Source organism: Caulobacter sp. SSI4214 (genome assembly GCF_012184455.1).
Lineage (GTDB): Bacteria > Pseudomonadota > Alphaproteobacteria > Caulobacterales > Caulobacteraceae > Caulobacter > Caulobacter vibrioides_E.
In genome coordinates this window covers 1-20,228 of sequence record NZ_SZWJ01000079.1, presented here as the reverse complement: position 1 = coordinate 20,228, position 20,228 = coordinate 1, and the positions used below count along the sequence as shown (strand labels likewise).

The 20,228-nt window shown below is 68.9% G+C and carries 20 protein-coding genes; 8 read left to right on the top strand and 12 right to left on the bottom strand.

Going from position 1 to position 20,228, the window contains the following annotated elements; all coding sequences use genetic code 11:
• Together virB10 and virB11 (FCU40_RS18075) are read left to right on the top strand one after the other, a co-directional pair.
• Nucleotides 1-671: type IV secretion system protein VirB10 (gene virB10, locus FCU40_RS18080; protein WP_168076808.1), on the top strand; the 671-nt coding region annotated here is incomplete at its 5' end.
• Nucleotides 668-1,639 carry a P-type DNA transfer ATPase VirB11 gene (gene virB11 / locus FCU40_RS18075; protein WP_168076805.1) on the top strand — a complete coding sequence of 324 codons (972 nt, stop codon included), beginning with the start codon at nt 668-670 and terminating at the stop codon, nt 1,637-1,639. The genes virB10 and virB11 (FCU40_RS18075), both read left to right, overlap by 4 nt.
• 13 nt (nt 1,640-1,652) lie before the next feature.
• Here the strand turns inward: virB11 (FCU40_RS18075) and virB11 (FCU40_RS18070) are convergent, their stop codons facing one another.
• The 10 genes from virB11 (FCU40_RS18070) to FCU40_RS18025 all read right to left on the bottom strand — a co-directional run bounded on the left by virB11 (FCU40_RS18070) (nt 1,653) and on the right by FCU40_RS18025 (nt 10,964).
• On the bottom strand, nt 1,653-2,639 hold the full coding sequence (gene virB11 / locus FCU40_RS18070; protein ID WP_168076802.1) for a P-type DNA transfer ATPase VirB11: 987 nt from the start codon (nt 2,637-2,639) through the stop codon (nt 1,653-1,655).
• On the bottom strand, nt 2,636-3,760 hold the full coding sequence (locus FCU40_RS18065) for a TrbI/VirB10 family protein (RefSeq protein WP_168076800.1): 1,125 nt from the start codon (nt 3,758-3,760) through the stop codon (nt 2,636-2,638). Before FCU40_RS18065 ends, virB11 (FCU40_RS18070) begins: the two co-directional genes overlap by 4 nt.
• Nucleotides 3,757-4,530 (bottom strand): TrbG/VirB9 family P-type conjugative transfer protein, encoded by a 774-nt coding sequence (locus tag FCU40_RS18060; RefSeq protein ID WP_168076798.1) that lies wholly within the window; start codon nt 4,528-4,530, stop codon nt 3,757-3,759. Before FCU40_RS18060 ends, FCU40_RS18065 begins: the two co-directional genes overlap by 4 nt.
• Nucleotides 4,527-5,261, bottom strand: coding sequence for a type IV secretion system protein (locus FCU40_RS18055; RefSeq protein WP_168076796.1), 735 nt, complete (start codon nt 5,259-5,261; stop codon nt 4,527-4,529). Before FCU40_RS18055 ends, FCU40_RS18060 begins: the two co-directional genes overlap by 4 nt.
• Nucleotides 5,258-6,424, bottom strand: coding sequence for a type IV secretion system protein (locus tag FCU40_RS18050; protein WP_168076794.1), 1,167 nt, complete (start codon nt 6,422-6,424; stop codon nt 5,258-5,260). Before FCU40_RS18050 ends, FCU40_RS18055 begins: the two co-directional genes overlap by 4 nt.
• Nucleotides 6,421-8,796, bottom strand: a complete 2,376-nt coding sequence (locus tag FCU40_RS18045) for a VirB4 family type IV secretion/conjugal transfer ATPase (RefSeq protein WP_168076793.1) — start codon at nt 8,794-8,796, stop codon at nt 6,421-6,423. The genes FCU40_RS18050 and FCU40_RS18045 overlap by 4 nt, the downstream gene beginning before the upstream one ends.
• 6 nt (nt 8,797-8,802) lie before the next feature.
• Nucleotides 8,803-9,093 (bottom strand): type IV secretion system protein VirB3, encoded by a 291-nt coding sequence (locus FCU40_RS18040; RefSeq protein WP_168076792.1) that lies wholly within the window; start codon nt 9,091-9,093, stop codon nt 8,803-8,805.
• Nucleotides 9,090-9,416, bottom strand: coding sequence for a TrbC/VirB2 family protein (locus FCU40_RS18035; protein WP_241693641.1), 327 nt, complete (start codon nt 9,414-9,416; stop codon nt 9,090-9,092). Before FCU40_RS18035 ends, FCU40_RS18040 begins: the two co-directional genes overlap by 4 nt.
• Before the next feature lie 15 nt (nt 9,417-9,431).
• The gene (locus tag FCU40_RS18030) at nt 9,432-10,022 is read right to left on the bottom strand and encodes a lytic transglycosylase domain-containing protein (RefSeq protein WP_168076791.1); all 591 of its coding nucleotides are present in this window, start codon (nt 10,020-10,022) and stop codon (nt 9,432-9,434) included.
• A gap of 93 nt (nt 10,023-10,115) precedes the next feature.
• Nucleotides 10,116-10,964: a DUF4198 domain-containing protein gene (locus FCU40_RS18025; protein WP_168076790.1), complete on the bottom strand. Its 849-nt coding sequence runs from the start codon at nt 10,962-10,964 to the stop codon at nt 10,116-10,118.
• Nucleotides 10,965-11,123: 159 nt separating this feature from the next.
• Between FCU40_RS18025 and FCU40_RS18020 the strand changes: the two genes are divergently transcribed.
• The 3 genes from FCU40_RS18020 (at nt 11,124) to FCU40_RS18010 (ending at nt 12,836) form a co-directional block, all read left to right on the top strand.
• Nucleotides 11,124-11,729, top strand: coding sequence for a HupE/UreJ family protein (locus FCU40_RS18020; RefSeq protein ID WP_241693640.1), 606 nt, complete (start codon nt 11,124-11,126; stop codon nt 11,727-11,729).
• Nucleotides 11,730-11,758: 29 nt separating this feature from the next.
• Nucleotides 11,759-12,208: a hypothetical protein gene (locus FCU40_RS18015; RefSeq protein WP_168076788.1), complete on the top strand. Its 450-nt coding sequence runs from the start codon at nt 11,759-11,761 to the stop codon at nt 12,206-12,208.
• 106 nt (nt 12,209-12,314) lie between these two features.
• Nucleotides 12,315-12,836: a cupin domain-containing protein gene (locus FCU40_RS18010; protein ID WP_168076787.1), complete on the top strand. Its 522-nt coding sequence runs from the start codon at nt 12,315-12,317 to the stop codon at nt 12,834-12,836.
• Between the two features lie 77 nt (nt 12,837-12,913).
• Here FCU40_RS18010 and FCU40_RS18005 read toward each other — a convergent pair whose 3' ends face one another.
• Together FCU40_RS18005 and FCU40_RS18000 are read right to left on the bottom strand one after the other, a co-directional pair.
• Entirely contained in the window at nt 12,914-14,254 is a 1,341-nt protein-coding gene (locus FCU40_RS18005) for an ATP-binding protein (protein WP_168076786.1), read from the bottom strand.
• Nucleotides 14,251-14,925, bottom strand: a complete 675-nt coding sequence (locus FCU40_RS18000; RefSeq protein ID WP_168076784.1) for a response regulator — start codon at nt 14,923-14,925, stop codon at nt 14,251-14,253. Before FCU40_RS18000 ends, FCU40_RS18005 begins: the two co-directional genes overlap by 4 nt.
• 112 nt (nt 14,926-15,037) lie before the next feature.
• Between FCU40_RS18000 and FCU40_RS17995 the strand changes: the two genes are divergently transcribed.
• The 3 genes from FCU40_RS17995 to FCU40_RS17985 all read left to right on the top strand — a co-directional run.
• Nucleotides 15,038-16,300 carry an efflux RND transporter periplasmic adaptor subunit gene (locus FCU40_RS17995; RefSeq protein WP_206677352.1) on the top strand — a complete coding sequence of 421 codons (1,263 nt, stop codon included), beginning with the start codon at nt 15,038-15,040 and terminating at the stop codon, nt 16,298-16,300.
• Entirely contained in the window at nt 16,297-19,461 is a 3,165-nt protein-coding gene (locus FCU40_RS17990; protein WP_168076783.1) for a CusA/CzcA family heavy metal efflux RND transporter, read from the top strand. The genes FCU40_RS17995 and FCU40_RS17990 overlap by 4 nt, the downstream gene beginning before the upstream one ends.
• Nucleotides 19,458-20,228, top strand: a 771-nt coding sequence (locus FCU40_RS17985) for a TolC family protein (RefSeq protein WP_168076782.1), incomplete at its 3' end; no start/stop codon positions are given. The genes FCU40_RS17990 and FCU40_RS17985, both read left to right, overlap by 4 nt.

Below are 20,228 nucleotides of genomic sequence, written 5' to 3'. Positions count from 1 at the left end.
CCCGTCCCGCCGGCGCCGACGACGCCAAGATGTCGGCCGAGGAGCGTTTCGCCGAAAAGGTCTCCGGCGCGGCGGCCGACACCGCCCGCGCGACCCGCTTCGGAAATCCCAGCCTGGTGGCGCCGCAGGGCACCGTGATCCCGGCGATCCTGGAGACGGCGATCAACTCCGACCTCCCCGGCTTCGTGCGCGCGGTGGTCAGTCGCGATGTTCGCGGCTTCGACGCCACCACGGTTCTGATCCCTCGAGGATCAAAGCTGATCGGCCAATACAAGAGCGGCGTCGCCGCGGGCCAGTCACGCGCCTTCGTGGTCTGGTCTCGCGTGATCACACCGCAGGGGGTGTCGATCGACATCGGCTCGCCCGGCGCCGACAGGCTGGGCCGAGGCGGCCTCGACGGCGAGACCAATACCCACTTCTTCCGCCGGTTCGGCGCCTCGATCATGCTGTCGGTGCTGAACGCGGGCCTGCAGGCGGCCGCCAACAGCGGCGACAACAACAATACGGCCATCATCATCGGCTCGCCGCAGCAGGCCTCGAACATCGCCTCCATCGCCCTGCAACGCGAGATCGACATTCCCACCACCATCAGCGTGGCGCAGGGCACGCCGATCCGGGTGTTCGTCGCCCGCGATCTCGATTTCTCGGGCGTGACGCGGAAGGAACAATGAGCGGCGGCGTCTATCTGGCGGCCTATCTGGCGCCGCTGAAGCCCTGGCTGGACCGTCCCGACGTCACCGACATCTGGGTCAACCGACCTGGGGAAGCGTGGATCGAGACCGCGCGGGGCGAGACCTTCCGCGAGGCCGCGCCGGACCTGACGGAACAGGCGCTGGGGCGGTTGGCGCGCCAGATCGCCGCGTCCAGCCATCAGGGCGTCAGCCGCGAGCATCCGCTGCTGTCGGCCAGCCTGCCCGATGGCGCCCGCGTCCAGGTGATCGGGCCGCCGGCCACGCGCGCCGGCTTGGTCCTGGCGGTCCGCAAGCATACCCTCAGCGACCTGAGCCTGGCCGACCTGGGCAAGGCCGGCAGCTTGCCGAAGCTAGGCCAGACCGCCTCGCGCGACGACGAAAGGGCGCTGCGAGACCTCCACGCGGCCGGAGACGTCGAGGCGTTCCTTCGCCTGGCGGTCGGCCTGCGCAAGACCATCGTCCTGTCGGGCGGCACCTCTTCGGGCAAGACCACGCTGCTGAACGCGCTGGTCAAGGAAATCCCGCCCCACGAGCGGCTGGTGCTGATCGAGGACGCGCCCGAGATCCAGCTTCGCCATGAGAACGCCGTGGGCCTGATCGCGGCGCGCAACGAGACCGGAGAAGCCCAGGTCGACGCCGAGGACCTGCTCCAGGCCACCCTGCGGATGCGCCCGGACCGGATCCTGCTGGGCGAGTTGCGCGGTCGCGAGGCCTTCACCTTCCTGAGGGCGGTCAATACCGGCCACCCCGGGTCGATCACCACCGTCCACGCCGACAGCGCCCAGGGCGCGATCGACCAGATCGCCCTGCTCTCGCTGCTGAGCGGCGTCGATCTGGGCTGGGAAACGGTCCGCAGCTACGTCCGACAGGTCGTCGACGTGGTCGTTCAGCTCAAGCGCGTCGATGGGGCGCGGCGAGTCACGGAGCTGGAATTCCTCGGGAGCTGATAATCTCGACGCGTCAAGCCAGGGCCGGCCGAGGCCGGAACTCGACCTTGGTCACGCGCCGGACGCCGTCGACGCGCGTCAGTTGCACGGCGACCTCGACCACCCCACGCACATAGTCGACGATCTCGGCGCGGCCGAGATTGGCGCCCGACTGCATCACCATCAGCGCGATCTGGTCCAGCGCGGCGGCCGGCGTGTCTGCGTGGACCGTCGTCAGCGAGCCGGGGTGACCGGAATTGACCGCCCGCAGGAAGCTGTAGGCCTCGGCGCCGCGCAGCTCGCCCAGAATGATGCGGTCAGGCCGAAGTCGCAGGGACGCCTGCAACAGATCCTCGACCCCGATCCGCGCCTCGCCCTGCCCGCCACGCGCGGCCAGCAGGCCGACGACATTGGGCTGCGCGCAGCGGACTTCCGGCGCGTCCTCGATCAGAACCAGCCTCTCCTCGGCGGGGATTTCCTGGGTCAGGGCGTTCAGAAAGGTCGTCTTGCCGCTGGAGGTGCCGCCGGAGATGACGATGTTCTTGCGCGCCTTGACCGCGCCGCGCAGAAAGGCCGTGATCTCTCCGGCCTCGAGCAAGGCCGCCAGCTTGGCGTCGTCGTCCGGCGCGGACCGGGCGGAGACGGCGGCGTCCAACTGGAAATCCTCCAGCCGCATGGCCAGCACCGCCGGCTTGCGGATGGCGATCGCCATGTCGCCGCGCGTGGCCGGCGGCGCGACGATCTGGACCCGCTCGCCGCTCGGCAAGGCGGCGGCCAGCAACGGATGTTGCCGGCTGACTCCCTGATGCGTCGCCGCGGCGATCTGCATGGCCAGGCGCCAGAGGCCCGCCGCATCCATCTCCGGAGCGGGATAGCGGACCATCCCCTGCCCCAGTCGCTCGATCCAGACCTCGCCCGGCCGATTGATCAGCACGTCGGTGACGTCGTCGGCCTCCAGCCACGCCGCCAGCGGACGCAGATAGGCCTCGAGATACACGCCATCGACGGCGCCGCCGCTCATGGCGTCAGGTCCGGAACGCTGGAGAAATCCAGATCCTTGGCCACGAAGATGCGCACGGGCGCGCCCTGCGACACCTTGATCGTCGGCGACACCGTCGCGGGCCGAGCCGCCAGGGCGCCCAGGCCTATCGCATCCTGCGCCGAGCCGATGATGATCTGAGAACCGCTGCGATTGGCGAGGTTGGTCACGGCCGCGTTGACCACCGAAAGCAGGACCGATCCGCCGAACTGCTCGAAGAAGTGACGGTTGACCTTGCCCTCCAGTCCCGCCCGGCCGAGCGGATCGGTGGCGGGAGAGCCGATCTGAATCGTCGCGCCGTCGGGCCTGACGATCCGGGTCCAGATGACGAAGGCGCGCGACTGTCCCTGGGCCACGGCGCTGCGGTACTGGCCGATGACGCGGCTGCCGCGCGGGATCACCACGCGCGAGCCGTCGAACGCGCGCACGTCCTGACTGACCACAGCGCGGGCGAACCCGGGCAGGTCGGAATTCAGCGCGGTTTCGAGCACGGCGGGGATCATCGCCCCCTGCGGGACCACATACTGCGGGTGGCCGATCAGCGAGGCGCGGGCGATGTCGGCCTGGCCGCCGCCCACGCGCTCGGCGAACTGCTCGTCGGCGTTCAGACCGTTGGTCGCCGCCTTGGCCGTCGAGGCCGCGCCAGGGGTCGCGGCTGGCGCCGGACCGTTGGCCGCGCCCGATCCGGTGAAGTCGACCACCAGGGCCGGCGCGCGACGGCGCTCCCCGTCCACGATCGGCGCGACAGGACCCGGTACCGCGGTCGCCAGCGTGATCGGCGCGCTAGCCAGGGGCAAGGGCGCGGAAACGGTGGGCGCCAGCGAGGTCGTCGGCTCGGGCGCGCGGGCGGCCTGTTGCAGGGCGACCAGATCGGGCGGCGCGTCGGCGCTGATCGGCGCCTGGGCGGTCGAGGCCGCTTTGGCCTGGACACGCGCGGCGCCCTGCCGATGGCCATTCATCAGGTTGAAGACCAGCACCCCCGCCAGTACGGCGGCGCCGACCGTCAGGGGTCCCGCCAGCGGGCGGACGGGCTTGGCCACGCTGGGCAGGAAGGTCTCTTCCGAGGCGTTCTCCGGTTCCGGAGGCGTCGGCGACGCGGTCATGGCCGTCCTCCCGCCGGCTTGTCCCGATGGGGCTTGGGCGCGTCCGGCTCGGGAGGCGGCGGGGCCCAGGCGTCGTTGATCAGGGTCGTGACGGCTTGGCCATTGCGCAGCACGAACCGGCGCGCCACCTGCTCGACCACGACATAGCCGTCGCGCACCGCGTAGTTGACCAGGCTCTCGGCGCCGTCGTCGCCGAGCAGGAAAATCGCCGGGGTCGACACGGCCGGCGACCACTGGAAATAGGTGAAGCGGCCATCGTCGAAGACGACAGACGGCAGAACGGCGGTCGAGCCCAGATAGGTGTAGGCGATGTTCTTTCGCGCCGGCGGAGTGGGCGGCGGGCGTGGCGGCGTCTTGGCGGTCTCGGGGGCCGGATAGACGAACTTGACCACATAGGTGATGGCGTCGGGCTTCAGCCCGGTCGCGGCCTGAGCCGACAGACGAAACACATAGCGATGCTGGTCGGTCACCACCGTCATGTTGGTCGGCGTCGCCGCCGTGATCGGTTTGACGAATAGCAGATCGGCCCGCTTGTTCGGCGTGATCTGCCAGGCCAGGCCATCGCCGATCGAGACGTTCTCGATCCGCTCGTCGGCGCCGAATTCGAGCATCAGCTGGTAGTCGAACACCGCCTTCAGCTCAACGACCTGATCGGCGTCGTAGGCCACGGTGCGGATGCGCGGATCGCTGGCGCCGGGCTTCGGCGTCTGGGCCGCCAGACAAGGCGTGGCCGTGGCCAGCAGCAGGGTCAGGAACAGCGCCGGTCTCATGACACGGGATTCCCGGCGCTGTCGAACCGCACCGCGCCAGCGGTCGTCGCCTCGGCGTCGCGGCGATAGGTCAGGACCTGGAAGCCCAGCGGATTGAAAGCCCGGTCGGCCATGCGCATGGGCGCGCCGCTGTAGCGATAGGTCAGCACCGCGCTCCAGGCGCGCCGCTCGCCGCTGCTGGCGCCGGCGTCGCGACGCACGGTGTCGAAGCGGACGATGGCGCTGGTCGGCGACAGCGGCGTCACGCTCTTGACGATCGTGCTGACCACGGTCGAGGCCGGATAGACCTTCAGCGGGCTTTCCGGGTTGGATCGCTCCAGCGAGCGCTTGTACTGGGCCCTCGCCTCGCCGGACGACCAAAGCGTCACCTTGCGGTAGCGGTCGACGAGGTCGCTCATGTCGACCGTCTCGCGCGCCATCACGTACTGCATGGCGAAGGACTGGGTCAGGGCCTGGTCCTGGCTCAGCGTCCCGGTCTGTACGCCGCGCAGGGTTTCGGCGTAGCCGGTCTGGCGATCGACCAGGATCGTGTAGGGCTGGACGGTCTTGAGCGGCGCCAGCGTCGCCAGGGCCACCGCTTCCAGCGCCGCCACGCCGGCGGCGGCCGCAGCGATGATCTGGGCGCGCCGGCGCGAGGCTCGCAACGCCGCCAGGTCGTCGAAGGCCCAGGACGCGGGCGGCGCTCCGGCCGCCTGGCTGGCCGTTTCCGGAGAACGGGAGAAAAGCTTCATCGCGGGGCTCCCTGGGACTTGCGCGCGGATTTGGGCGCGATGGCCCGCCGCGCCGAGGGTTCGGTCCGGGCGCTGGCCCAGCCTGGCGTCACCTCGCCAACGCGAGGCGCTAATCCGCCCGCCCGAGCCGGTTCGGGCGCGCCCAGCGACAGGGTCGCGGCGCTAAGGCGTTCACGCCGGTCGAGCGTGGAGACGACCCGGACCAGTTGCGCCTCGCGCGAAGCCGGCGGACTGGGCGCCGGGGACGCGGCCGCGGCGCGCGGCGCCTCGGCCAAAGTGGCTCTCGCGCGGGGCAGTCGAAGGCCGCTCGCGATCATGCCGCTGGCGACCAGCGCGCCCAGCACGACCCCGGCGAAGACCATCACGATCACCAGGACGCCATAGACCGGCGCCAGCGGGTACTGCTTCTTGGCCAAGGTCTCGGCCAGGGTCGCCAGGGCCGGCTCCATCATCGCCAGGTCCGCCGACAGCAGCAGGATCACCGACAAGGGCGTCAGGGCGAAGGCCAGGCTGGCGCGCAGCCACCCCTCGCAAAGCCCCCGGGTCGCGTCGAACAGGAAAAGAGCGACGAAAACCGGACCGAGGGCCAGCAGCGCGCCGAGCACGATCTTGGCGGCCAGCAGCACGCCCAGGCTGCTCATGATCAGCACCGTGGCGGACACGTTGAGCAGCATCGCGCCAAAGCCCGCGCCGCCGATCAGCGGGGAGACCTGGCTCGAGGCATGATCGCCATAGATGGCGGCGGCGGCGGTCAGGCTATCGAAAGCGCCCTGCAAGCGGACGACCACGTCTCGGGTCGGCGCGCCGCCGGCGGCAAGACCCAGTTGGTCGGCCAATTGCTGCGGCCCGACGAACAGAACCTGGAAGACAACGCGCTGATAGACGTCCCACTGAGTGGCGAACGCGAGAACCGCGCCCAGCTTGACCACGTTCAGGACGATGTCGTTCAGCCGATAGCTTCCGCGGCCCAGCATCAGCTGGAAGCCGATGATCGCGACGAACACGGTCAGAAGGCCCGTCAGCAGGCCCGCGAAGCCGCCCGCGGGCGCGAACAGCGCGTGGTAGCCGCCGTCCACCAGCCGCTCCACCTGGCAGTCGGCCATGCCGAGTAGCCCGGGAACGAGGGGCGCGTCGGACGCCGGAACGGGACAGGCGCCGCTCATGGCAGCATTCCGGTCAGGTGTGGAAGCCAGGCTTCGGGCGCGTCGCCGTAGGTCGCCCTTAGCGCGTCCAGGCGGCGCACCGTCGCCTCCCGCCCCGACAGCAGGATCAGCGCCTCGGGTATGCCCGAGAGGTTGAGGCGGGCGACCACGCTGTCCTTGCCGTGCTTGATCAGGAAGCAGCGCGCGGTGTCGGGCAGGCTCCGGACCAGGTTCAGCTCATGCTGAGTCAGGCCGAAGCCCTGGCAGTAGTCGGCTTCCTGGGCCTTGGGATTGACCATGAAGATCTGGGTGGCCGACTGCTCGATGATCGCGCTGGCGATCTTGCTGGTCAGCGCGTCCTGAGCGCTCTGGGTGCAGAAGCCCAGAATGGCGTTGCGCTTGCGGATGGTCTTTTCCCAGTCGCGGATCCGCTGCACGAACACGTCGTCGTCCAACGCCTTCCAGCCCTCGTCGACCACGATGATGGTGGGCTCGCCGTCCAGCCGCTGCTCGACCTGATGGAACAGGTACATCATGGCCGGCGTGCGCGCGGTCGGATCGTCCAGGATCTGCGTCATGTCGAAGCCAAGCGTCCGCGCGCCGGCGTCCAGGGCGTCCTCGGCGTTATCGAACAGCCAAGCGTAGTCCCCTTCGCCGTGCCAGGGCCCCAGTCGCGAGGCCAGGTCGCCAGGCGTGGGCCGGGCGCCGCCCCGAAAGAGCTGGGCGAAGTAGCGCAGACGGCGGAACGCGCGCGGCTGGGCGAAGTTGGCGTCGACCGCGTCGGCGATGCGCGCCAGATCCTCGGGCGAGGACCCAGCCGTCACGCCCGCCAGCTTGGCGGTCCAGTCGCACAGGAACTTTCGATTGGCCGGGGTGTCGTCCAGTTGGAGCGGATTGAGGCCGGTCGGCTGGCCGGGACGCAGAATGTCGTAGCGGCCGCCGATGGCGCGCAGGAAGATTTCGGCCCCGCGATCCTTGTCGAAATAGACGGTCCGTGGCGACAGCTTCTGGGCCTGGGCCAGCAGGAAGCCCAGCACCACCGTCTTGCCCGCGCCGGACGGGCCGATCACCGTGAAATTGCCAAGATCGCCGCGGTGGAAGTTGAAATAGTAGGGGCCCGCCGAGGTGGTCTCCAGCAGGGTGATCGCCTGGCCCCAGTGATTGCCCTCGGGCTGTCCGACCGGAAAGTTATGGTAGCTGGCCAAGCCGGCGAAATTGGCGGTCGAGATCAGCGATCGGCGGGCGATGTACTGGAAATTTCCGGGAAATTGCGCCCAGAACGCCGGCTCCAGATTGACGTCCTCGCGCACGGCGATCGCCCCGATCTCGGTGAAGGCGGCCTGGACGTCGGCGACGGCCTGACCCAGCGCGGCGCGATCGTCGTGCTTGACCATGATGGTCAGGTGGTGCTCGCCGAACGCCGCCCGGCCGGCCGCCACCTCGTCCTTGGCGAGGGTCAGATCGCCGCGCAGACTGAGGGCCTCGTCGTCGGCCGCGCGCATCCGGCGCAGGGCCAGGTTCATGCGCTCCAGCGTCGTCTGACGATCGACGAAGGCGAAGCTTTCGGTCAGCACCATCTCGCACGGTTGGCGAAGCAGGTCGTCGAGCAGCCCCGGCGCGGTGTGCAGCGGATAGTCCTTGATGGAGACCATCGCCGCATAGCTGGTCCGCGACTGCGCGGACGGGCCGAGTTCCACGGTGTCGACGCCAAAGCTGACCCGGCGCGCCGGCAGGTGCAGGCCAAGATCGCCGCTCGGGGTCTGCAAGGACCGCGCCTCGCCATTGTAGAGCAACGACAGGAATTCGAGGGGCTCGGAATAGTCCCCGCTCACGCCCTGCCGGGCATAGCGGCCGAGCAGCCGGGCCCCGTAGGGCTCCAGGGCCGAGAGCAGGAGATCGCTGGCCGCGTCAAGTTCGATCTTGTCGCGCGCCTGGCGACGGGCCTCGTCGTCTCGGCTCGTTCCCAGGATCCTTTCGGCCAAGCCGCCGCTGGTCGCGCCCGGACGGACCACCAGGGTCAGGAAGAGGTCATTGACATAGAGCCGGCGCGCCTGGAGCCGCTCGCGCCAGGCCTCATCCAGAAAACGACAGACCGGGTCCGTGAACAGCCCTTCCAGTCGAGGCGAAACCTGGCGGCGCACGATGTGGTGGTAGAGCGCGAACTTCGGAAACGCCAAGCCGCGCAGCATGGTCTCGCGCACGGCCTTGCGATAGTTCAGTTCGTCGGAATCGGCGGTCTCGAAGGCGAGGCCTTGCAGATGGATGACCTGCATCATCCGGCCGTCCCGCAACAACACGGTCGCCGCGTCCAGGTGGCGCGCATAGGGCAGCCGCGCGCCGGCGGGCGCTTCGCGGCCGGGATTGGGACGGAGGCCGAGACGAACCTGGGTCATGGCGCGTCAGACCGCGTAGGCGTTACAACGCCAGAAGCGGGCGTTGCGAACCGGCGGACAGGTCTTGGCGCGGATCAGCCACATATCGAACAGACGTGGCTCCCGCCGACAGGCCAGATAGCCCACGCCGTGCAGAACGATGGCCGCCAGCAGCGCCCAAAAGCTCTTGGTCAGCAGGAACAGCTCGACGGTCACCACCGCGTTCATGATGAAATAGCTGTAGGTGACGCCGGCGAACATCTGGGGCCGGGTCAGGGCCGTGAAGACCGGGTCGCGAGTCAGCGCCGCCGGGCTCATCCGACACCCGCCACCGACTTGACGCCCGCCACGATCGCTGCCGCGCCGAAGATGATGAAGCAGCCCAGGATCACCGTGCCGCCGCGCCGCCAGTCGATCCGGCCGGTCAGCATCATCAGGCCCGTGGCGCCCACGGCGATCACGGCCAGCGAGGTGGCGACATTGCCCAGCAAGGTGCCCTGCAGCCAGGTGACGGCGTTGAGCAGGACGCCCGAACCGGCGGGATCGGCGGCGAAGCCTTGCGCGCGCGCCGATGAGCCGAGCAGCGCGGCGACGGCGCCGCCCGGCAGGACAGCCAAGCGATTGGACATGCGACGAAACATCGGACTCTCCGGATTTTAGGGGTTGAGGCGGGCGCCCAGGCGGTTGAGCACCGCGCGCACGTAAAGCCGCGTCTCGCGGTAGGGCGGCACCCCGCCGTGGCGATCGACGGCGCCGGGACCGGCGTTGTAGGCCGCCAGGGCCAGGGTCAGGTCGCCGTCGTACCGGCGGATCAGTCCGCCGAGATAGCGCGCGCCGCCCATCAGGTTCTGATCGGCGTCGCGGGGATCGACCCCCAAGGCGCGCGCCGTCGCGGGCATCAGTTGCATCAGGCCAATGGCGCCGGCGGGCGAGACCGCCGTGTCGCGCAATCCCGATTCCTGCCGCGCGACCGCTTCGATCAGGCGCGCGTCGACGCCGGTGGCGCCGGCCGCGACCGCGATCCGCGCGGCGGGATCGCGCCGGCGGGATGGATTCGGCTGGCCGGACAGCGGGCGGGCGCCGGCGGCGTCGAACTGCGTCGGCCCGGCATAGGTCGTCACGCGACCGCCCGCATCGATCTCGAGCACCTGCCCCCGCGCCGTGCTGGCGCCGAGCGCCAGCAGAACACTCAGCGCCAGGACGGACGCGGGCCGGCCAAGGTCCGGCTTTGTCTGAGCGTCTGACATCAGGTTCCCCATCGTCGCGACCTCTGAAGCAAGGTCACTGCCGGGGCTTACGCCGGCCCGCGACGGGCGGATGCAGGGCGCTGTCGTTTTTCGTCAGGGCTTCGCCGGACCGGCCGGATAGCCGAAGGTCAGGCTGGAAAAGGTCGTTTCGAAATCGGCGCGAGGATCGTTCGGCGTGGGCTTGGTCCAGATGACGTTGATCAGCCAGGTGCCGCGACGCGGGACCTGAAACCGCGCGCGTCCGTCCTGGTCCGACCGCTGAACGGCCAAGGGCCGGTTGTCGAATTCCAGATTGGTCAGCTTCACCGTCGCGCCAGCCAGGGGACGCCCCTCGAAGTAGATCCGCACGGGCAGGGGCGCGTCGGCCGGAAGGGTGTAGGGATTTTTCTCGGGGACGATCTCAAGAGACAGACCCACCGGCTTGGTGACCAGGTCGTCGGGCCCGGTCTGATCGCCGACCCGCACCAAGGCCTTGGCCCGTCGACTGTAAAACTCGCGCCCAGGCCGCTCGGTCTGACCATGAACCTGACGCCATTGCACCGCCGGCGTCAGGCCTTCCTCCTGCGCATAGGCATTGAACCGGATGGCGGGGAGATCGCTGAAGGCGGGCGTGGACTGGAAGATCAGCATGTGGGCGCCGGGCGTCTTGAAGGTCAGTCGACTTTCCTGGCCCGTGGGTCCCGGGCGCAGCTCCGCCCGACGATCGACCTCGCCCGCACCGCTCCGCGAGCGAAACAGCACAACGCGCCCCGGGTCGACCGACCAGGCCTGTCGCAAGGGGCCGTGACCGACCTGGATGGAGAGCGCGTCGGTTCCGCCCGGCGCGACCCAGAAGTCCCGAGGCTGAAGCCAGTAGTCATGAGCGAATGCCGCGCTTGGCGGCAGGCAGGCCAGCAAGGCGGAAAAGGCCAAGCCGCGCGGCGACGGAGAGCGGCGCTTCATCATGGTTCTCAACGGAGTCAGGGAAGAAGGAAGAGAGAATTTCCCCGTAAATATCCGTTTTCATTGTTATTTTCCACAACATTAACTTTCCGTAATGCTGCATCCGAGATGACGGGCGCCGGCGTAGTGGGCCTAAGCGCAATCCGAAAGGCTCCCCGCGTGCCTCATCCCAAATCTCCGCGCGCCCTGGTTCTGGCGCTGGTTCTCGCGGCCGCCTTGCCGGCGCCGGCCTTCGCTCACGAGGGCACGGGCCTGGCGGGCGGCTTCGCCGCCGGATTCATCCATCCGCTCACCGGCTTCGACCACATGCTGGCCATGATCGCGGTGGGTCTCTGGGGCGCCTATCTGGGCCGCCCGCTGGTCGCGGCGCTGCCGGTCATCTTCCCGTCGCTGATGGCCTTGGGCGCGCTCTTGGGCATGGCGGGCGCGCCTCTGCCGCCGGTCGAGGCGGGCATCGCGCTCTCCGTTCTGGTTCTTGGGCTCGCGATCGCCTTGGCGTTTAAGCCGCCCAACTGGCTCGCCTGCGTGATCGTCGGGATCTTCGGCCTTTTCCACGGCTATGCGCACGGCCGAGAGCTGCCGTCCGCCGCCGATCCCGTTGGCTACAGCGCCGGCTTCGTGCTCTCCACCGGCTTCTTGCACATTGGCGGCGTGGGCCTGGGCTTCCTCAAGGAACGGCCCTGGGGCGCGCGCCTGATCACGGGAGCCGGCGCGCTGATCGCCTGCAGCGGCGTCTTCTTCATGACGAGGCTCGTCTGGAAATGAGAGGCGGCGCCCTCCCCCCGGCCTTGCTCATGGCGGCCTTGGCCCTGGCCTTGGCGCGATCCGCGCGCGGGGATCGCGTCGCGGCGATCCTTTCGTGCCTTCTGGCGGCGACGGCTTTGTCCTTTTACGCGGCGCCCGTCGCCTGGACCGAAACGATCTTTCTGGGCGCGTGGGTCAGCCTGGCGCTGACGGCGGCCCTGACGCACTGGCCGACCGCCCCCCGACGCCTCTTGGCGATGACGGCGGGATTGAACGCGGGTGCCTGGAGCGGCTTGCTGATCGGTCGCGCCGGTCGGCCGTTGGACCTGGCCATCGCCGCCCCCGCCCTGCTCTTGCTGCTTCCCGCCACATGGCTGGTTCAACGCCGCTGGGCCATCGCCTTGAAGGTCGCGGCCAGCTGGCTGATCGCCATCGCCGTTCTGGCCTCGGTGCTGCCGCTCATTCCCACGCCAGGCTATGCTCCGGACCACATGAATTGACGGATACGGCCGGGAAATCCATATTGAAGACTGAGTGCGGCCCGCCCGAGCCGAAATCTAGCGGCGGTTCCATTCCGGACGAACGGAAGCGAGGAGTGCTGCGAACATGAGTTCTTCCGCCGACAGCGCCGTCGCCAGAAAGGCTTTCGACGAGGACGCCGCGCGCGCCCGGATCCGAGCCTCGACGACCTTCGAGGCCTCGGCCAAGCGGTGGCGCGACGGAGTCGCGGCCCTCGATCTGCCCGCCGATCCGCGGGCCGCCACCGCGCTGTGGGCCGGACTGGAAGCGCGCCTTGAGACCGTCGAGCGCGAAGCGGGAACCAAGACCGTTCGCGCCGACGAAGGCGATTGGGAGCCCCTGTTCGAGGGCGTCGCTCGCCGTCAGCTCCATGTCGATCCCGTGCGGGGCTGGGAAGCGGTGATGATCCGCATGGACCCTGGCTCGCGCTATCCCGGCCACGGCCATGTCGGCGTCGAGGAATGCCTCGTCCTGGAAGGCGAGTTCGAGTTCGGCGACCAGACCATCCGCAAGGGCGACCTGCACTTGGCCTTTCCCGAGATCGATCATCCCGAGATCTACACCCGAACCGGCGCTCTGCTCTACATTCGCGCGCCGCTGGCCGCCTGAAGCCTGGGCCTTAGAGCATGTTTAGAGCGCGTTCGAGCGGTTTAACCGTTCACACTTAAACCTAACGCGCTCTACGGTCAGGATATCGGAAACTTCAGATTGAAGCTGGCGCCGTGAGGCTTGCGGTTGCGGACCGTCAGCACACCGCCGTGCACATCGATGATCCGCTGGACGATGGACAGGCCGATGCCGGCGCTATCGGTGCGTCCGTGATCGGCCCGCCAGAACCGGCGCACGACATCCCCAATCGTTTCCGAAGCGATGCCTGGACCATCGTCGAGCACGGTCAAGCTGCCCTCCGCATCGACCGCCACCCGGATGCGAACGCCCTCCGGCGTATGGCGCACCGCGTTCTCGATCAGATTGCGCAGCGCGAGTTCGACCAAGGCGCGGACGGCCAGCACCTGAACCTCGGCGGGGCCGCTCACCTCGATCGCATGGCCTCTATCGACCACGCTGGGGGCCATCTCGCCGACCACCGCGACCGCCAGCGCCTTCAGATCCACCTCGGCGAACTGGTTCCGATCCAGCGTCTCCAAGGCCGCCAAATCCCGCAGCTGCGACAACACATGCGACAACCGCTCGACCTGGGCGGCCAGTTGCGAGCGCAGCGCCCGGTCCTCGACCATCGTCAGCTTCAGGCTGAGCGTGGTCAGCGGGGTCCGCAGTTCGTGAGCGATGTTGGAACTGAACTCGGCCTGCCGCCGAAACCCGGCCTCCAGACGATCGACCAGCGCGTTGACGGCCTGCACCAGCGGAATGACCTCGGAGGGCAAGCCCGTCTCGGGCAGACGCTCGGACAGCCGGTCGGCGTCGATCTCGGCCGCGCGCAGCGAGACGCGCCGCACGGCTCCGACCAGCCGGCGAATGATCAGGCCGTTGACGATCGGCAGCAGCAGCATCAGGGGAATGATCAGCGCCAGGGCGCGCAGAAAGGCGCTGACCACGTCGTCCAGAATGGCCCCGGGCCGGTCCTGCTCCTGGGTGACCACGACCCACAGGCGGCGTCCGTAGGTGTCCACCGGCAGACTGACCCCGGCTAGGCGCCCCACCTCGAACACCGCCGGCTTGTCAGCGCGGGGCATGGCCGAGGCCGGCTCGGCCCCGGCAAAGGGGCTCCGCGCGACCTCGAAGCCGTCCGCGTCCAGCACGCGGTAGGCCCGCCCGTCATAATGGGTCTGGAAGATCGGCGCGAGCGAGGGGTTCAGCTCCACCCGCCACTGATCATCCTGTGAGATCCGCAGGCCGGAGGCCACCGCCTCGGCCTGAGCGATGAACACGTCGTTCTGGATCCGCGAGACCGAGCCGCGCAGCGTCGAAAGCGTGAACGACAATAGCAGCGTCGTCGCCAGGACGAAGGTCACGACCTCCGCCAGCAGAATGCGGGCGATCAGCGAACGGGGCCAGCCCAGCTTCACGCCTCGCCCCGCAGCAGATAGCCGACCCCGCGAATGTTCTCGATGCGGGCGATCGCGCCGGCGTCCTCCAGCTTGCGGCGAAGCCGATGGATGTAGACCTCGACGGCGTTGGAGCCGAGCGTATTGCTCATGCCAAACAGCTGATCCTCGGCCAATTGGCGGCTGACCACCTGGCCCGCGCGGCGGATCAGAAGCTCCATCAGTTCGCCTTCCCGGGGCGAAAGCAGCAGCTGCGCGTCGCCGACCCACAGTTCGCGAGAATGGACGTCGAAGCTGAGGTCGGCAAAGCCGAGGTCGCTGCCCTGGAAGTCGCCCTTGCGTCGCAACACCGCGCGCAGGCGGGCCAGGAGCTCGTCGAAGGCGAAAGGCTTCGTCAGATAATCGTCGGCGCCGGCGTCCAGGCCTTCGACCCTGTCCTTTAGATCGCCGCGCGCGGTGAGAATCAGCACCGGGATCGGGTCCTTGCGGGCGCGCAGGCGCCGCAGCAGCGCGCGGCCATCGCCATCGGGCAAGCCCAGATCGAGGATGACCGCCACGTAGCGGGTGGCGTCCAGCATCTGAATGGCGTCGGCCGCCGTCTGGGCCTTGTCGCTGGCGATCCTGGCGGTTTCCAAGGCCTCGCCCAGCGCCTCGGCCAGAGCCGCGTCGTCCTCGACGATCAAGAGCCGCATCGCAATCCCGCGTCCTGGCCCGCATCCGGGGCGATCATAAGTCTGGTGTAAGCCAGGCTGAATAGGTTGCGCCGCAACATACCAAGCGATCGCGCGGAGGCGAGCGGCCTAGATGACAGGCGCAGAACAAGGTGACGAACTGCCATCGGCGCCGAGCCTTGACAAGGCTCGGCAATATCGGCTCGTGGCCATGGCGGCCGGCGTGCTGGTCGTGGCCTGGGGTTCGATCACCCTGGCCCATAAGGTCCTGGCCCATCCGCCGGCGGCCGCGCCGACCCTGCCGCCCGGCCAATTCAGACCCACGGCGGACCAGCTGGCCGATCTGAAGATCCAGACCGTCGGGCCCAGCGCCGACGCCGACAGCCTGATCGCGGCCGGCGTGATCGCCGTGGACGAAGACCAGGCCACCCCGCTGCTGCTGCCCTATTCCGGCCAGGTCACCCAAGTGATGGCCCAGCCTGGCCAGCGCGTGGCCAAGGGTCAGCCGCTTCTGACGATCGCCTCGCCCGAGTTCGTCGACGCCCGCAACGGCCTGTTCGCCGCCGCGGCGCAGCATCTCACGGCGGCCGCCCTGTTGCGAACCGCTCAGGACAACGCCCAGCGCCAGGAGGCCATCTACAAGTCGGCCGGCGGCTCGCTGAAAGACTTCCGCCAAGCGCAGACCGACCTGGTCTCCGCCCAGTCGGCCGTGCGAAGCGCTGACGCGGCGCTGGGCGCGGCCCGCGACAAGCTGAGCCTCCTGGGCAAGACGCCGGACGAGATCAGGCGCCTGGAGGCGGCCAAGGAGGTCGCGGGCGTCTACGCCCAGACGACCTTTCATGCCCCTATCGCGGGAACGATCGCGGTTCGCTCGGTCTCGCCAGGTCAATTCGTCTCCGCCGGCGGCGACAAGCCGGTGATGACCATCGCGGACCTGTCTCGCGTTTGGCTCACCACCCAGGTCGAGCAGACGGCCGCCAGCCGCGTCCGAGTCGGCGACGCGGTCGACGTGACGACGCCCGCCTATCCCGGTCGCGTGTTCCACGCCGTGATCGACAATATCGGCGCGGCCCTCGATCCGGCCACGCACCGACTGCCCGTCCGCGCCACCGTCGATAATCGCGACCAGGCGCTGAAGCCTGGCATGTTCGCCAACTTCTCGATCCACGCGCCCAAGGTCGGCTCGGCCATCCTGGTCCCGGCCGCTGCGGTGATCCACGAAGGCGACTCCGCCCGCGTCTGGGTTAAGCGTCCCGACGGCCTGCTGCAGTCCCGTTCGGTGACCACCTCCGAAGGGCCTGACGGATACGAGCGGATCGCGTCCGGTCTCGCGCCCGGTGAGAAGATCGTCACCGCCGGCGCCATCTTCGTGAACGAGGCGGGCTCGGGCCAGTGAATCGCGTTGTAGAGTTCGCGCTGCGTCAGCGCCTGTTGATGATCATGGTGCTGGTCGGCCTGGTGCTGGCCGGCGGCTTCGCGTTCGCGCACCTGAACATCGAAGCCTATCCCGACCCGGTGCCGCCGATGGTCGAGGTCGTGACCCAGAGCCCCGGCGTCTCGGCCGAGGAGATGGAACGCAACATCACCACGCCGATCGAGGTGCAGGTCGCCGGCCTGCCCCACATGACGACGGTACGGTCGATCTCGCTGTTCGGCCTGTCGGACGTGAAGATCCAGTTCACCTATGACGTCAGCTTCCAGGAAGCCGAGCGCATGGTGCTGGGCCGGCTGTCCCAGCTGGGCAACCTGCCCGGCGGCGCCCAGCCGCAGATCTCGCCCACCAGCCCGATCGGCGAAATCTATCGCTATCGCCTGGACGCGCCCGCCGGCTATTCGGTTATGGACCTGAAGACCCTGCAGGACTGGGTCCTTCAGCGCCGCTTCAAGCGCATTCCCGGCGTGATCGACGTCACCGGCTGGGGCGGCAAGCTGCGCACCTACGAGGTCGAGGTCGACAACGACAAGCTGCGCAGCCATGGCGTGACGATCGGCCAGGTCATTCAGGCGATCGGCAAGTCGGACGGCAATGTCGGCGGCCAGACCGTGAACTTCGGGGCCCAGGCCGCCATCGTGCGCGGCGTCGGCCTGATCCAGTCCATGGACCAGATCCGCGACGTCCTGGTCGCGCCCTCGGGCGACACCCCCATCCTGCTGAAGGATGTGGCCACCGTGAAGATCGGCAACCAGCCGCGCCTGGGCATCGCCGGCGAGGGCAAGGACGACGACATCGTCATGGGCATCGTGCTGATGCAGCGCGGCGCTCAGTCCTTGCCGACGATCAAGGCCGTCCAGAAGGAGGTCGAGGCGATCAATTCGGGCAATGTCCTGCCGCCCGGGGTCAAGCTGACGCCGCTCTATGATCGCTCGTCCCTGATCGACGTGACCACCCACACGGTCATGCACAACCTGATCGAAGGGGTGGTGCTGATCTTCCTTCTGCAATGGCTGTTCCTCGGCAACCTGCGCAGCGCCCTGATCGTGGCGACGACCATTCCCTTCGCCCTGGCCTTCGCGGTGCTGATCCTGGTGCTGAAGGGCGAAAGCGCCAATCTGCTGTCGGTCGGCGCCCTGGACTTCGGCCTGGTGGTCGACGCCAGCGTCATCCTGGTCGAGAACATCTTCCGCCACATGGTGGAGCGTTCCGAGCACATCAGCAGCGGCAAGAGCCACGCGACCCAGGCCAGCCGCTTCTCGGCGATCCTGCACGCCTCCAGCGAGGTGAGCCGCGGCATCTTCTTCTCGGCCGCCATCATCATCGCCAGCTTCATTCCGCTGTTCACGCTGAGCGGGGTCGAAGGCCACATCTTCGGCCCGATGGCCGAGACCTACGCCTACGCCATCGCCGGCGGGCTGATCGCCACCTTCACGATCTCGCCGGTGCTGTCGGCCATGCTGCTGCCCGACAAGCTCAGCGAGGTCGAGACCCGGATCGTGCGCGGGCTGCGCCGGATCTACGATCCGATCGCCGCCTTCGCCCTGGCCAACCGTTTCGTGGTGATGGGCGGCGCGGGCGTCCTCTTGGTCACCGCCGTGATCGCCGTGCGCGGCCTGGGCGTGGAATTCCTGCCCCACCTGGAAGAGGGCAACCTCTATATCCGCGCCACCCTGCCCGCCTCGATCTCGCTGGAAGCCGGTCAGCCGACCGTTAACGCCATCCGCAACGTGATCGCCGGCTATCCCGAGGTCGATCGGGTGATCTCCACTCACGGCCGCCCCGACGACGGCACCGACGCCACGGGCTTCTTCAACGCCGAGTACTATACCCCCCTGAAGCCGTTCGACTCCTGGCCGCATGGCATGACCAAGGAAAAACTGACGGCCGAGCTGCAGAAGCGTCTGAAGGACCGCTTCCCCGGCGTCGACTTCGAGTTCTCGCAATATATCGAGGACAATGTCGACGAGGCCGCCTCGGGCGTGAAGGGCGCCAACTCGGTCAAGATCTTCGGGCCGGACCTCAACGTGCTGACGCGCCTGGCCAGCCAGATGCAGGATCAGATGAGCCATGTGCGTGGGATCGCCGACCTTGGCGTGGCCGCGTCGCTGGGCCAGCCCACCGTGCGCATCGAGGTCGATCGCCTGGCCGCCGCGCGCTACGGCCTGACTCCCGACGACGTCAATGGCGTGGTCTCGGCCGCCATCGGCGGACAAAGCCCCGGCGACCTCTATGAGCGCGGCACCGACCGGCACTTCCCGATCGTGCTTCGCCTGCCCAGCGACCAGCGCGGCACCCTGGCGGCGATCCGGCGGATCACCATCGGCGCGCCCACGCCCGACGGCCAAGGCATCGTCCAGGTGCCGCTGTCCGACGTGGCCAAGGTCAACCTGACCTCCGGCGCCTCGTTCATCTACCGCGAACACCAGGAGCGCTACGTGCCCATCAAGTTCAGCGTGCGCGATCGCGACCTGGGCGGCGCCGTGACCGAGGCTCAGTCGACGATCGCCCGCAAGATCAAGCTGCCGCCGGGCTATCACCTGGAATGGGCCGGCGAGCTCGCGAACCTGAAGAGCGCGGTCGAGCGGCTGGAGATCGTCGTGCCGATCAGCCTGGCCCTGATCCTGATCCTGCTCTACGCCAACTTCACCTCGGTCATCGACACCCTTCTGGCCTTCAGCGCCATCCCGATGGCGATCATCGGCGGGGTGCTGGCGCTCGCGCTGACGGGGACGCCCTTCTCGATCTCGGCCGCCATCGGCTTCGTGGCCCTGTTCGGCATCGCCGTCATGGACGGGATCCTGATGGTGACCATCTTCAACCAGGCCATGGACGACGGCCTGCCCCGCGAGAAGGCGGTCGTCGCCACCGTCAAGAAGGGTATGCGGCCGGTCCTGATGACCTGTCTGGCGGCCGCGATCGGCCTGCTGCCCGCCGCCGTCTCCAACGGCATCGGCAGCCAGGTCCAACGCCCCCTCGCCCTGGTGGTGGTCGGCGGGATGAGCCTGGCGCCGCTGCTGATCCTGGTGGTTCTGCCCGTGCTGATCCTGCGGTTCTCGCGCCATATCGGCGCCAGCGACGAAAAGCGCCGCCAGGCGGCGCCGGAAGCGGAGGCTGGCGCATGATCCGGCGTCTCGTCCCTCTTCTGGCGCTCTGCGCCTCGGCCTGCGCCCTGGGGCCGCGCGACCCGACGCCTAAGGTCACGCCGCCGCCGACGCCCGACGCCGCGCCGATCCGCCCGCTGGCCGGCCCGGCCCAGGCCTTCTCGGCCGACGTCGAGCGCCCGGCCGACTGGTGGCGCGCGTTCGGCAACGCCGACCTGAACGCCCTGGTCGATCAGGCCCTGAAGGCCGACAACGACTTGGCCGGCGCCGAGGCGGCCTTGCGCCAGGCCCGGGCCCAGGCCACCGCCGCCACCGGCGCGCTGTGGCCTCAGGTCGATGTCAGCGAACAGAGCCAGAGGGTCAAGGCGCCCCGCGCGCTGTCCAACCCCCTGCCCGATCCCGACCAGTTCCTCTACAGCCTGCATTCGGCTCAGCTCAGCGTCAGCTATCCGCTCGACCTGTTCGGCGCGGCGCGGGAAAAGCGCGTCTCGGCCAAGGCCGCCGCCGAGGTCGCGGCCCAGCGCCTGGTCGCCGCCCGCGCGGCCGTCGCCGGCAACCTGACCCTGGCCGTGATTCAGAACGCGGCGCTGGAAGCCCAGATCGCCGCCGCCGAGCAGTCGATCCGCGACAACCGCGCCCTTCTGGACCTCTTCCAGAAGCGCCAGGCCCTGGGCGACATCGGCGCGGCCGACGTCGCCGCCCAGCAGACGGCCCTGGCCGCCGCCGAGGGCGTGCTGCCGCCGCTGGTCCGCCAGGCCGCGCATCAAAAGGCGCTGATCGCCATCTTC